General features: G+C 61.9%; 11 protein-coding genes. 7 read left to right on the top strand and 4 right to left on the bottom strand.

Annotation, left to right across the window (positions count from 1 at the left end; translation table 11 throughout):
* Positions 1-30 precede the first annotated feature (30 nt).
* The 4 genes from HB676_RS26430 to HB676_RS26445 are packed head-to-tail and all read left to right on the top strand — an operon-like array spanning position 31 to position 4,851.
* Positions 31-612, top strand: coding sequence for an HMA2 domain-containing protein (locus tag HB676_RS26430; RefSeq protein ID WP_213741413.1), 582 nt, complete (start codon positions 31-33; stop codon positions 610-612).
* A gap of 48 nt (positions 613-660) precedes the next feature.
* Entirely contained in the window at positions 661-2,784 is a 2,124-nt protein-coding gene (locus tag HB676_RS26435; protein ID WP_213741414.1) for a heavy metal translocating P-type ATPase, read from the top strand.
* A gap of 1 nt (position 2,785) precedes the next feature.
* Positions 2,786-3,610, top strand: coding sequence for an EcsC family protein (locus tag HB676_RS26440; protein ID WP_213741415.1), 825 nt, complete (start codon positions 2,786-2,788; stop codon positions 3,608-3,610).
* A 2-nt stretch (positions 3,611-3,612) separates the two neighbouring features.
* Positions 3,613-4,851 (top strand): DUF445 domain-containing protein, encoded by a 1,239-nt coding sequence (locus tag HB676_RS26445; protein WP_213741416.1) that lies wholly within the window; start codon positions 3,613-3,615, stop codon positions 4,849-4,851.
* Positions 4,852-5,127: 276 nt separating this feature from the next.
* Here the strand turns inward: HB676_RS26445 and HB676_RS26450 are convergent, their stop codons facing one another.
* Positions 5,128-5,976: a helix-turn-helix transcriptional regulator gene (locus HB676_RS26450; protein ID WP_213741417.1), complete on the bottom strand. Its 849-nt coding sequence runs from the start codon at positions 5,974-5,976 to the stop codon at positions 5,128-5,130.
* A 98-nt stretch (positions 5,977-6,074) separates the two neighbouring features.
* Between HB676_RS26450 and HB676_RS26455 the strand changes: the two genes are divergently transcribed.
* Together HB676_RS26455 and HB676_RS26460 are read left to right on the top strand one after the other, a co-directional pair.
* Positions 6,075-6,965 (top strand): SDR family oxidoreductase, encoded by an 891-nt coding sequence (locus tag HB676_RS26455; RefSeq protein ID WP_213741418.1) that lies wholly within the window; start codon positions 6,075-6,077, stop codon positions 6,963-6,965.
* 185 nt (positions 6,966-7,150) lie between these two features.
* Positions 7,151-7,720, top strand: coding sequence for a hypothetical protein (locus tag HB676_RS26460; RefSeq protein WP_213741419.1), 570 nt, complete (start codon positions 7,151-7,153; stop codon positions 7,718-7,720).
* Between the two features lie 32 nt (positions 7,721-7,752).
* Here the strand turns inward: HB676_RS26460 and HB676_RS26465 are convergent, their stop codons facing one another.
* Entirely contained in the window at positions 7,753-8,859 is a 1,107-nt protein-coding gene (locus tag HB676_RS26465; RefSeq protein ID WP_213741420.1) for a hypothetical protein, read from the bottom strand.
* Positions 8,860-8,869: 10 nt separating this feature from the next.
* Positions 8,870-9,643 (bottom strand): acetoacetate decarboxylase, encoded by a 774-nt coding sequence (locus tag HB676_RS26470; protein WP_213741421.1) that lies wholly within the window; start codon positions 9,641-9,643, stop codon positions 8,870-8,872.
* Between the two features lie 323 nt (positions 9,644-9,966).
* Between HB676_RS26470 and HB676_RS26475 the strand changes: the two genes are divergently transcribed.
* A complete protein-coding gene (locus HB676_RS26475) occupies positions 9,967-11,127 on the top strand; it encodes a patatin-like phospholipase family protein (RefSeq protein WP_213741422.1) in 1,161 nt (386 codons plus the stop codon).
* A 39-nt stretch (positions 11,128-11,166) separates the two neighbouring features.
* Here the strand turns inward: HB676_RS26475 and HB676_RS26480 are convergent, their stop codons facing one another.
* The gene (locus tag HB676_RS26480) at positions 11,167-11,895 is read right to left on the bottom strand and encodes a DUF3750 domain-containing protein (RefSeq protein ID WP_213741423.1); all 729 of its coding nucleotides are present in this window, start codon (positions 11,893-11,895) and stop codon (positions 11,167-11,169) included.
* Positions 11,896-12,098 lie beyond the last annotated feature (203 nt).

Raw genomic sequence — 12,098 nt, forward strand, 5'->3', positions numbered from 1 at the left:
CGGAATCGGCTTGTTAATTCGGAATAAACAATGACCGCCAACGCCAAATTGCATATTGCGCATCAGGTTCCGGGCCGGGTCCGGATGAAGGTCCCCTCGGGAAAGGGCAATCCCGAACTGCTGGAGCAGATGAAGCTGACCCTGGTCGGCATTCCCGGGATCGAAGAGGTCATCATCAATCCGGACACGGGCAGCCTGGTGCTGCATTACGATACCGACCATCACGACCAATTCCATGGCCACCTGACGCATCATACCGGCGGACACCATCAGCCGGCGCCGACCAATGAGATCGACGCGCTTGCCAACAAGATCCAGCAGGAAGCCGAATTCCTGGCCGAGAATTCCCATACCGCGCGGGTGATCGTGGATTTCTTTAAGCAGGTCGACCAGCAGATCAAGACCTCTAGTCACAACACCATCGATCTCAAGATCGTGCTCGCATTCGGCATTGCCGGCTTCACGATCGCGGAAGTCGGCGCCAATGCCGCCACACCGGTATGGGTCACGCTGGCGATGTTCGGCCTCAACCATTTTATCGAAGCGAGCATGCATAAAGCCAACGAAGAAGACGACGACGAAGACGGCGCACTTGTCCCTGTCCCGGCCTGAGCAACATGCCGGTCAGATGTTGGGCTGAAAATTCTGGATTGTGATTGAATGGAATTCTCTGTCCGTCATGCGATGCCCGGGCGCGTCCGGCTCCATATTCCCGCCATATGCCACAAGCGTTCGCTGGCCGAGGCCTTCCTTGGCTGGATCAGCGGCCAGTCTGGCATCAAGGCGGCGCGGATCAATTATGACTGCGCCAGCCTGGTGCTGGAATACGATCCGGCGCACGAGCCGATGCTGCGCACCTTGCTGGATCGCTTTCGCGATACAAGCCTGATCGAATTGAAATTGCTGGCGGCGAGCGTGCAGGCTGCCGCGGCTCCGGTAAACGCCAATCCGGCGCCGCCTGCGGTTTCCAAGCGCTCTCCGCTGACGCTGCCGACGATATCGCTGCTGATGGCTTTCAGCGCCAATCCGGTCGTCGTCGGCCTCAATATGCCGTTGATGCTTTACAATGCGTGGCCGATCGCCAAACGCGCCTGGAAGGTGTGGTCGACCGAAAGCAGGCTGAACATCGACGTGCTCGATACGCTGGCGATCACGTCGTCGGTGCTGCAGGGCGTGCCGATGGCGGGCTGCATCGTGACCTGGCTCATCAAACTTGGCGACTGGATCAGGGATCTGACAGCGGCGGGATCGAAGCGCGCGATCAGCGAGCTCCTGGAGTTTCAGTCGAAATCCGCCTGGGTCGTGCGCGATGGCGCGGTGGTCTCGATTCCGGCGGGCGAACTTGCGATCGGCGATCTCGTCGTGGTCTATCCCGGCGAAATGATCTCGGTGGACGGCGAGATTATCGACGGTCAGGCCACCGTCGACCAGAAGACGATCACGGGCGAGGGCCTGCCGGTCAACAAGGGCGTCGGCGAGGCGGCCTTTGCCGCCACCGTCATTCGTGACGGGCAGATCACCGTGCGCGCGCTTCGGGTCGGCTCGGCGACCACCGCCGGCCAGATCGTGCATCTGATCGAATCCGCGCCGATCGGCGATACCCGCATGCAGAACCATGCCGAGCGCTTTGCCGACCGGCTGGTCACCCCGACGCTTGGATTGGCAGTCGGCACCGCCGCGCTGACCGGCGATTTCAACCGCTTCCTGTCGCTGGTCATCGTCGACTACGGCACCGGCATCCGCGTCGCGGCGCCGACCTCGGTCCTGTCGTCAATGACCCATGCGGCCCGCGCCGGCATCATCATCAAGAGCGGCGGGCACATGGAAAAGCTCGCCAATATCGACACGGTGGTATTTGACAAAACCGGCACCCTGACGCGCGGCGCGCCGGCGGTGATCGATGTCATTCCCTATCAGGATCACATTACCCCGGGCCACCTGCTGGGCCTCGCGGCCGCGGCCGAAACGCGGCTGCAGCATCCGGTCGCCGAAGCCTTGCGGGTTCGCGCGCGGCAATTGGCGGTGAACGTTCCGGCCTGCGACGAGACCAAATATCGCATCGGCCTTGGCGTCGAGGGCCAGGTCAACGGCTATTACATGCATGTCGGCAATTCGCGCTTCATGAAGCAGTGCGACATTCGCGTCGATGCCAGCGCCGGCGATCGCCAGGCGCTCGATGAAAAAGGCTATTCGTGTCTTTACATCGCGGTCGACGGCAAGCTCGCCGGCCTGGTTCCCTTCTCGGACGAAATCCGCCCGGAAAGCCGTTCCGTGATCCAGCGGCTGCATGAATTGGGCGTCAAGAACACGGTAATGTTGACCGGCGACAATGGCGTGGTCGCACGCGCGGTCTGCAACGAAATCGGGCTGACGCGGCATTTCGCCGACATGCTGCCGGCCGACAAGGCCGAAGTCATTCAGCAGATGCAGCGCGAAGGCCAGCGGGTCGCGATGGTCGGCGACGGCATCAACGATTCACCCGCGCTGAGTTTTGCCGATGTCGGCGTCGCGATGAAGCACGGCGCCGAAGTCACGCACGAATCCGCCGATATCATTTTGATGGAAGATTCGCTGTGGAAGCTCGTCAAGGCGGTCGAGATTTCGCAAGGCGCGGTTCGCCTCATCAAGCAGAATTACGCGATCGTCGCCGGCCTCAATACGCTGGCGCTGGGACTGGCGCTGCCGGGCGGATTGATCACGCCGGAAATGACGGCGTTGATCAGCAACGGCTCGGCGATCTTGGCGAGCATGAACGGAATACGTCCCATCCTGCGCTATCAGTGAGATGACCCTGGAAATCGCCCCGCAGCAGCTATCGCCGACCGATCACACAGCGCTGACGCAGGCGGTGAAGAGCCTCGAAAATCCCAATTTCGCGGCCCGGCTTTCCGACTATGCCGGCGTGCCGGTCAATCGCGTGCTTGGCTTCCTGCCCAAGGTGGCCAACAATCAGCTCAACGAAATGGTGCGCTCGGCGATCATGAAAAGCCTCGACGTCGCGATCGACACGCTCGAGGATGAACCGCCACCGACACCGGCGACCTGGTTCTCCTCGTTTCTCGCGGGTGTGACCGGCGGCGTCAGCGGGCTGGTCGGCCTCGCCGCCTTGCCGATCGAATTGCCGCTGACCACGACGTTCATGCTGCGGGCGATTGCCGCGATCGCGCGGCATGAGGGCGAGGATCTCACCAAGATCGAGGCCCGGCTGGCCTGCCTCGAAGTGTTTGCGCTGGGATCCAAACAACGCAACGAGAAAGTCGATAATATCGGCTATTACGCCGCCCGCGCGCTCCTGAGCAAATATACCAGCGACATCGTCACGTTTGTTGCGGAGCGCGGCGCGATCGATGCTTCCGTGCCGGTGGTCAGGAGCATGGTGAGCGAGATCGCCTCGCGTTTCGGCCTCGTGGTGTCCGACAAGGTCGCGGCGGGCGCGTTGCCGATATTGGGCGCGGTGGGCGGCGCCACCGTCAATGTCATCTTCATGGATCATTTTCAGCGGGTCGCGCAGGCACATTTTTCCCTGCGACGGCTTGAGCGCACATATGGCACCGCTCATATTCGTCAGAGCTATGCTGAGCTGGCCAATCGGTCGTCGGTGCCAGTCTGACCGTGGTTACGCACGCCGAGCAGCGACTGCGCGACCTGCAACGGATGCGGTTGTTTGCGACCGCGCTGCTGGCGCTGATGACGGCGATCTTCATCGCGACCTATCTCGTGCCCTGGCAATGGACCTGGCTGGCTTATCTGCGCGCCTTCACGGAGGCCGGCATGATCGGCGCCTGCGCCGACTGGTTCGCGGTCGTGGCGCTGTTTCGTCATCCGTTGGGTATTCCGATCCCGCACACCGCGATCGTGCCGCACAATAAAGAGCGGATCGGCGGCGCGATCGGCCGTTTCATCTCTAATAATTTCCTGTCGCCCAAAGTATTGCGGGCGAAAATGCGGGAGATCGATCCGGCCGGTTGGGCGGCAGGCTGGCTGCTTCATCCTGACAATGCCCGCCGGATCGCACAGCGCGCGGCAGCTACGCTGCCGCAGGCGCTGCGGGCAATGCCGCGCGACGATCTCAACGCGTTCCTGGCGCGGATGGCGCGCGGCGGTATCGAGGCGGTTCCGGCCGCGCCGCTGGCGTCGAAAATACTTTCGATCCTGTGGGCGCAGGGCGAGACCCAGGCGCTGGTCGAGCGCGGGATCGACATGGCGGCGCGGGCGCTCACCGATAACCGCGACCGGATCAAGGTGACGGTGACGCAAAAGTCTTCGCGCTTCATTCCGAAATGGGTCGATGCGATCGTTGCCGACAAGATCGTCAGCGGATTGACGCAGTTGCTCGACGAGATGCGCAATCCCGCGCATCCCTGGCGAACCGAGCTGGGCGCCTCGGTCAATCGCTTGATCGACGACCTCGCCACCAAGCCGGAATTCTACGCGCGCGGCGAGGAGCTCAAGACCGAAGTTCTTGATAATCCCGTTGTGGTGCAGCAGGTCAACCGGCTGTGGACTCAGATTGAAGTCCAGCTCGATACCAATTCGGCTGTCTATATCGGCCAGTTGGCCGGCGGGCTTGAGCATGCCTTGATCGCGCTTGGTCAGCGATTGGCAAACGATCCCGCCATTCGCGACGCGGTCAATCGATGGCTGCGGATCGCCGCGCTGCGCCTGATCGCGCCGCGCCGCGCCGAAATCGGCGCGTTCATCACGCAGGTAGTGGAGCGCTGGGACACCGAGACACTGGTCAATCGCATGGAGCTGCAGGTCGGACGCGATCTTCAGTATATCAGGATCAACGGCACGCTGGTCGGCGGACTGGTGGGGCTGATCATTTTTACGATCACGCGGTGGGTTTGAGCTGATCTTCTCCCTATCCCCGCTTGCGGTAGGGCTGTTGCATATGAAGAAAGAGATTGGGCCTGCAGTCTTTGTGCGGCCATCCTTCGAGACGGCCGCCTCCGGCGTCCCCTCAGGATGAGGACTTTCTGTGCGGCTAAATCTTAAACCCTCATGGTGAGGAGCCTCGTCTTCGAGGCGTCTCGAACCATGAGGCCCCAGGCGATTACCGCGGCGGAAAGTCATATGTGATAGCCCTGCCGCTTGCGAGAGAGGCGAAGAAAGAACGAGCACACGTTACTTCGTTTCGCGTGCCTCGATCAGCGATCTCACCCGCTCCACATCATCGGGCGTTGCCGGATTGTAGACCACCATGTCGAGGTCGCTGCGGCCATCGACGGCGAAGGCCGAGTATTCCAGCGTGATCAATCCGGCCAGCGGATGCCGCAGCGATTTGGCGAAATCGCCATAGGTGCTGCGCACATCGTTTTCGCGCCAGATCGCCTCGAACTCCGGGCTGAGCCGGCACAGTTCGTCGACCAAAGCCTGAACACTTTTGGTCGCTCCGGCGCGCGCGGTGTCGGCGCGGAAGGCGGCGACCGCAAAGCGCGCGACGCCTTCCCAATTGGTCTGGACGGCGCGGATGTGAGGCGTGCTGAACATCATGCGCAGGATGTTACGTTGCCCCGCGGCGATCGCGCCGTAATCGGTCATCACGACCGACGCGGCCCGGTTCCAGCCGACGATGTCCCAGGTCGAGGTCTTCACATAAGCGGGGCTGAACGCGAGCGCGTCGAGCACGCGCTGCAGCCGCGGCGTCACGCCTTCGGCCGCGTGATAACGCACCTCGGGCGGCCGGCCCAGGGCCAGCAGAAACAGATGCTCGCGCTCGACTTCCGTCAGCACCAGCGCCCGCGCGATCCGCTCCAGCACATCGGCGGACGGCGCGCCGCCGCGGCCCTGTTCGAGCCAAGTATACCAGGTGGCGCTGACATTAGCGCGCTGGGCGATTTCCTCACGCCGCAATCCCGGCGTGCGCCGGCGTGCCGACGGAAAGCCGAACGTCGCCGGATCGAGCCGCGCGCGGCGATCCCTGAGGTAATTTCCAAGCAGATTGTCGTTTGGATTAGTTTGGGCGAGCGGCATGCGCGTCCTGTTAGTCATTATACCTGTATAAAGTCACTACTTTACCCGGATAGATCATAGGCCGAAAACAGCATCGATCCAACCTGGGAGAATATCCGATGCGTGTTTTCGTTACCGGCGCGAGCGGCTTTGTCGGCTCTGCGGTTGTCGCTGAGTTGATGGCGGCAGGGCATCAGGTGCTCGGCCTCGCGCGCTCCGATGCATCGGCGCAGTCTGTTGCCGCTGCGGGTGCGCAGGTGCATCGCGGCGATCTCACGGATCTCGAAAGCCTGCGCAGCGGCGCTGCCGCGACTGACGCCGTGATTCATACCGCCTTCATTCACGACTTCTCGAAATTCGCCGAGAATTGCGAAATCGACCGCCGCGCGATCGAGGCGCTTGGCTCCGCACTCGCCGGCTCCAATCGGCCTCTGATTGTCACGTCAGGAACCGGCTTGCTCACGCCGGGGCATTTGGCCACGGAAGACACCGTGCGTCCTACGGGGTCTGCGATTCCCCGCGTGTCGGAGCAGGCGGGTCTCTCGCTGGTATCGCAGGGCGTGCGCGTGTCGGCGATGCGATTGCCGCCGACGGTGCATGGCGATGGCGATCATGGTTTTGTGCCGATCCTGATTGGCCTCGCCCGTGACAAGGGCGCCGCAGCCTATGTCGGCGACGGCAACAACCGGTGGCCCGCCGTACACCGGCTCGATGCGGCGCAGCTCTATCGATTGGTGCTTGAGAAGGGGACCGCAGGTGCGGTGTATCATGCGGTTGCCGAGCAGGGCGTGCCGTTCCGGGAGATCGCAGGCGTAATCGGCCGCCGCTTGAACGTCCCTGTCGTCAGCAAAACGCCCGAGGAGGCGGCCCAGCATTTCGGCTGGTTTGCGCATTTCGCGGCAATGGATAATCCGGCCTCAAGCGCGCAGACGCAGGAACAGATGGGTTGGCACCCGACACGACCCGGGCTGATTTCCGATCTCGATCATCCGCGTTATTTCCCGGCCTGAGGGCCGGGCCGGGGTGCGGATGCCCCGCGCCCCGGCTTTCGGGGCCCAAATCCCGCTAATTTCCCGGGGACGCCGGTCATTTGGTTGAACCGATCTTGCCGGTTCGGCGACGGATGGCTGTGTGGCGCCAGGCTGCAATAACAGGCCTGTCGCGATGCCGATCTTGGAGGTTTGGAGAAGGAACGATGCGGCGCATTTCCCTGGCGCGCGCCTGCGCTGTCATGGCTCTCGCGGCTATGTCCGCGATGACGCCGGCTAACGCCACCATTGAAAAGATCATGAACCAATGCGACGGCAAGCTGTGTCCGTTCTTCCGTGCGTCCATCGTGATCCCCGATGGCTGGGTCGAGGACAAGGGCGCGACGCGTCATTTCAATTCGCAGTTCCTGCTGCCCAAGGGGGTCGACTTCGAAAAGTCGTCGGCATCGATCTATGTCACGGTGGTTTATAATCGCAAGAAGCAGCCGATTTCCGACTTCATGCCCGCCGAGATTGCGGAGTGGCGCAGCCGCGCCAAGGGCGCCAAGATCACCGATCTCGACGATCTTCCCCGCGGCGACGGCAAGCCCGCCTTTGTGCGTCATCAATTCGAAGCCGCCAGCCTTCGCGAACAGGGCTATGAATTGCAGGCTGTCACCACCGACGGCGACACGGACGGCAACGAATTTATCGTGACCATAACGTTGTCGGCCAATTCGGCGAAGGCCCTGCAAAGCGCCAGCGCGGCCTATCAGGCGATCCTGAGCAAGTATTGAGCCGAAAGCGCCGGCGTAGCGCGAGCCACGATCTACTTGATCATGATGCCTTCCGCCTCACTCATGTCGTGAATGGAGGCGTCAAAGGACAGGCGGTCGGGATTGTCTGTGGATTGCCGGCGCAACGTTTCGCTCAATTGATCCTGTTCGAGATGAAAATTCCGGCCGTCGCGCAGGCGGGCATAGGCGGCCCATGGCACGAAATTGGTCACCGGGAAGGGCAGTCCGTCGCGCGGGGAAATGTCGATATTGACACCGGAAATGAGCAGCAGGTTCTTGTCGTGGTAGACCGGCTCGCGCCGCATGCTGCGATAGGTGCGATCGAACTCGATCTGGGTGTGATAGCGCGCGGCATCCAGCGCCGGATGCGGTGAGGTCACCAAGGTCGGCATCGCCGGGCTGAGTGCGGCCTCCAGCATGTCGTGGCCTTCTGGGCCTTCCGATGCGGTGCGGCGAAAGAAAAACAGATCGGCGGTCAGGCGCGCGCCGATGACCTGCGGCGTGTCACCCCAGGTTTCCGCCGGCAGCCGCGTCACCAGCGATGGCGCGGCGTGAAATACGTTACACGTGCTCAGGGTTTTGAGCGGGCCCTTGCTGCGGTCGATCAACAGATCGAGGTTGAGCAGCAGGCCTTCGGAGCGCGCTTCATCGAGGAAAAGATTATCGACGAGCACCGCGGGTTTGCCGTCGAGCCGCCCGAACAGGATATGATCGCAGGCGTGGCGGTATTCGTCCTGATACCAGTGCAGCACGCCGCAGAGTTTGCCGCAATTGTCACCGAACTCCTGACGGGCGGTGCGGCTGCGCTGATAGACGCCGTAACGTTTTGTGTCGGGATCGTAGCCGACATGGCTGGCATGGATGATGACGAGATCCTCGCCATGATGGGCATGCGGCCCGTGCCGGTTGGTGGCGACCTTGCCGCCAACCCGGCCGTGGTCGAACGGAAACGTTCCGAAATGCTGGGCGATCAGGATCACCGGATAGCCCTGGCTCTCATCGGAACAGAACGCCCGCGAGGGCATCATGCGATCGCGCTGAAAACCCAGCGACAGGCAGTAATTATACAGGCGCGGCACAAACTCGCTGTACCGCATCGCATGGTCGTCGATACGAAAGTTCTCGATGATCCGCTGCATCAAGCGACGATCATTCCGCGGCCTCGGCGAGATCGTCGTTCTGCTTGTTGTAGTCGTAGACTACGCGGCCATAGGGCAGCGTCAGGTCGGCCAGGAAATGATGTGCGCCGATCACGCGGCGGACCGGGAAATCCGCCACCGGCGCATTGACGTGCGGCACCAGATGCAGACGGCCAGGTCCGAACCAGGAACCCTTTACGGTAATGTCGGTCAGGTTGATCGCAACGAGCTGGCAGACTTCGGCATGGCCATCGACGCCGGGGATCAGCTTCAGGTTGATCTGGGTCTTGGAGAGCGTCTTGAGCGTGGCCTCGCCATTGCCGGCCATCGCTTCGTGCTTGTAGCCCATGGTGCCCATCGCGACGAGCTGATTGGCGTATTCCAGCGTACCCGTGAGCGTGTCCTTGACGATCTCGAGCTTGGGGTGCGCGTATTTCTTCGGGAAACCCCAGATCTCGCGGCCGGCCGCGATCGGCGGATCATCATCGAGATACATCTGCGAGACGAAATTGACTTCTTCGCCGTTGAGGCGGGCGGGGATCACGAGGCCGGATTCGGTATAGCTGCCGAAGCCGGAGCTGTCCGGCATCTTGATCCATTCATAATGCACGATCGGCTGATCGATTGGCTCCAGCGGCTCAGGCAGGCCGGCGCGGATCAGATCGGGATCGGTCTCGTAGGTGATGACAAGGAATTCGCGGTTAATGAAACGATAGGGGCCGGCCGGATAGCTGGGGCCTGCCATCGGCATGGACGGAAGCTTGAGAATATCAGCCTTGCGCATCGAAGAACCCCTTTTCAATGAACCGTCCAGCGCCATCGACGGGCAGCCTGGCGACGGTGATTGACCCCTGATTGAGCCTGTATGTTCGGTGCAAAAGCACGAAAGCGCGACCGCACGCGGAATTCGTATCGGTCGCGCTGGGGCAAGGTAGGGGACATTTTCTTCAGACTCATGACATCCAGATTTGGCCGGATGTTTTGTTTTAACGCTGTGGACAGGAAGCCATCCGGAAGTCATCGGCCGCGAGGCTTTGTCACAAGGGTGTCACCGCTCATCTGAATTCTAGGCTGCAAGCTTTCAGACGGGAATTCAGAGGAAACACCATGGACGCGCGTACGCCGGACTCCGATACGATGGTCGAACACGGATGGCGGCCCGACCGATGCGACCGTGTCGCCCTGGTCCTGCAGGGCGGCGGCGCGCTGGGCGCCTATCAGGCCGGCGTCTATCAGGCCCTGCATGAAGCCGGCATGGAGCCGGACTGGGTCTGCGGCGTGTCGATCGGCGGCATCAATTCGGCGATCATTGCCGGCAATCCGCCGGAGCGCCGGCTCGAGCGTCTGCGGATTTTCTGGGACCGCATCACGGCCCGCAAGGTCTGGCACTACACGCCCGACGGCGACGTCTATCGCAAGGCGCGCAATCTCGCCAGTTCGTTCATGACGACCACGATGGGCCAGCCCGGCTTCTTCAAGCCGCACGAGATGAATCCGTGGTTCAGCCCGGCCGGTGCCAAGACCGCGACCAGCTATTACGACACCACGCCGCTGCGCGACACGCTGCTTGAACTCGTTGACTTTGACCTGATCAACGCCCGCAAGACGCATTTCGCGGTCGGCGCGGTCAACGTCGTCACCGGAAACTTCCTGTATTTCGACAACAACAAGGAAATCATCGGACCCGAGCATGTGATGGCGAGCGGCGCCTTGCCGCCGGCATTGCCGATGGTGCGCATCGGCACCGATCATTTCTGGGACGGCGGCATCGTTTCCAACACGCCGCTGCAACATCTCTTGGACCAGCAGGACAAGATGAACTCGCTGGTGTTCCAGGTCGATCTGTTCAGCGCCCGTGGCGTGCTGCCGCGCGATATCCAGGAGGTGCTGGCCCGGCACAAGGACATCGTCTATTCGTCGCGCACCCGGCACAACACCGATGTCTACAAGCAGATGAACAATCTGAAGACCGAGCTCCACAAGGCGTTGATGAAGATCCCGCAGGATCAGCTCAGCGACGAGGAGCGCGCCCGGCGCGACAGCCTGATGCATCTGCCGGAGATCACCATCCTGCAGATGATCTATCAGCAGAAGACCTATGAGGGCGATTCCAAGGACCACGAATTCTCCGCGACCTCGATGCATGAGCATTGGCAAAGCGGCCTCGACGACACCCGCCGGACCCTGAAGCGGCGCGACTGGCTGGCGCTGCCGGAAGCCGGCATGGGCATCGTCGTGCACGATGTGCATCGCGAGCGGGATTATTGAGACTTGATTGTTGGCGCGCGGCCCCCTGGGCTGCGCGCGTTACTGGCTCAGCGGCACGCCGAGTCGGCCGATCCCGGGAAATTTCAACGCAGGGCGGCGGATGTCCAGGCCAAGGACGCCGCCGAAGAAATTAAACTCCAGGCCTTCCATCCAGCCGATGGTCAGGCCGAGATAGCCGCCGAGCGAGACGAACACGCCGGTGCGCGATGCGGTGAGGCCGCACCATTCGCCGCGATACGGAAAATCCTTGCCGATCGCGGTCGGCGGCAGCACCGCATTCAGTTCGGGCACCCCGTCGAGTACCGCCTGCACAAAGGTGTTTGAATTCGGCCCCGGCCAGGCGCTGTAATCGCCATATTCGCGGAATTTGTAGTTCTCGATCACAGATCGAATGGCCGGTATCAGCTTTCCGGCCTCCGGCCCGTCGACGCTGGCGACCGCTTGAGGGATCGCGCCGAACCAGCGGCCATCGGCGGCGAATCCATCGACCCGGATGGGTTGTCCCCAAGCGGTGTAATCGTAGCGGCTGTAGCTCGGAGCGCCGCGCTCCTTCACGACAATCCAGGTGTGGACGGCAAAGATTCCGCGCCAACGCACGGTTCGCGCAGCATAAATCCGGATCAGCGCCTCCGGATGATCTGACGCGGCCGGCAACAGCCCGGCGCTGGAGCGATCAGCCGTCTGCCAGTTTCCGCGCCGGTCTCCGCGAAGATAGTTAGCGGTCGAGACCAAAAGCGGCGCGATGATCAGAAACAGGAAAATGAGCACGTATTTTTTCAAGCTGGCGGGATCTGTGGGATCGTCGTTGTTGATGTTGCTGATGTAATTGGCCCGCTGATTTTTGCCAGTACGGTGCGGAATTCTTTCACGCAGGTGTTCACATGCCGGTGGGGCTGCGGGCGCGGGCCAAATGCCGGTGTGGAAATCCCGCCAGCAACAAATCCGACATAAAACCATTAGCGAAACCTGAT

This window comes from Bradyrhizobium sp. dw_411, assembly GCF_018449695.1.
Classification (GTDB): Bacteria; Pseudomonadota; Alphaproteobacteria; order Rhizobiales; family Xanthobacteraceae; genus Bradyrhizobium.

Excerpts from the sequence above, each read along its gene's own strand:
- HB676_RS26430 (WP_213741413.1), top strand. The coding sequence starts at position 31 with ATGACCGCCAACGCCAAATTGCATATTGCGCATCAGGTTCCGGGCCGG.
- HB676_RS26460 (WP_213741419.1), top strand. The coding sequence starts at position 7,151 with ATGCGGCGCATTTCCCTGGCGCGCGCCTGCGCTGTCATGGCTCTCGCG.
- HB676_RS26435 (WP_213741414.1), top strand. The coding sequence starts at position 661 with ATGGAATTCTCTGTCCGTCATGCGATGCCCGGGCGCGTCCGGCTCCAT.
- HB676_RS26470 (WP_213741421.1), bottom strand. The coding sequence starts at position 9,643 with ATGCGCAAGGCTGATATTCTCAAGCTTCCGTCCATGCCGATGGCAGGC.
- HB676_RS26465 (WP_213741420.1), bottom strand. The coding sequence starts at position 8,859 with ATGCAGCGGATCATCGAGAACTTTCGTATCGACGACCATGCGATGCGG.
- HB676_RS26450 (WP_213741417.1), bottom strand. The coding sequence starts at position 5,976 with ATGCCGCTCGCCCAAACTAATCCAAACGACAATCTGCTTGGAAATTAC.
- HB676_RS26440 (WP_213741415.1), top strand. The coding sequence starts at position 2,786 with ATGACCCTGGAAATCGCCCCGCAGCAGCTATCGCCGACCGATCACACA.
- HB676_RS26455 (WP_213741418.1), top strand. The coding sequence starts at position 6,075 with ATGCGTGTTTTCGTTACCGGCGCGAGCGGCTTTGTCGGCTCTGCGGTT.
- HB676_RS26475 (WP_213741422.1), top strand. The coding sequence starts at position 9,967 with ATGGACGCGCGTACGCCGGACTCCGATACGATGGTCGAACACGGATGG.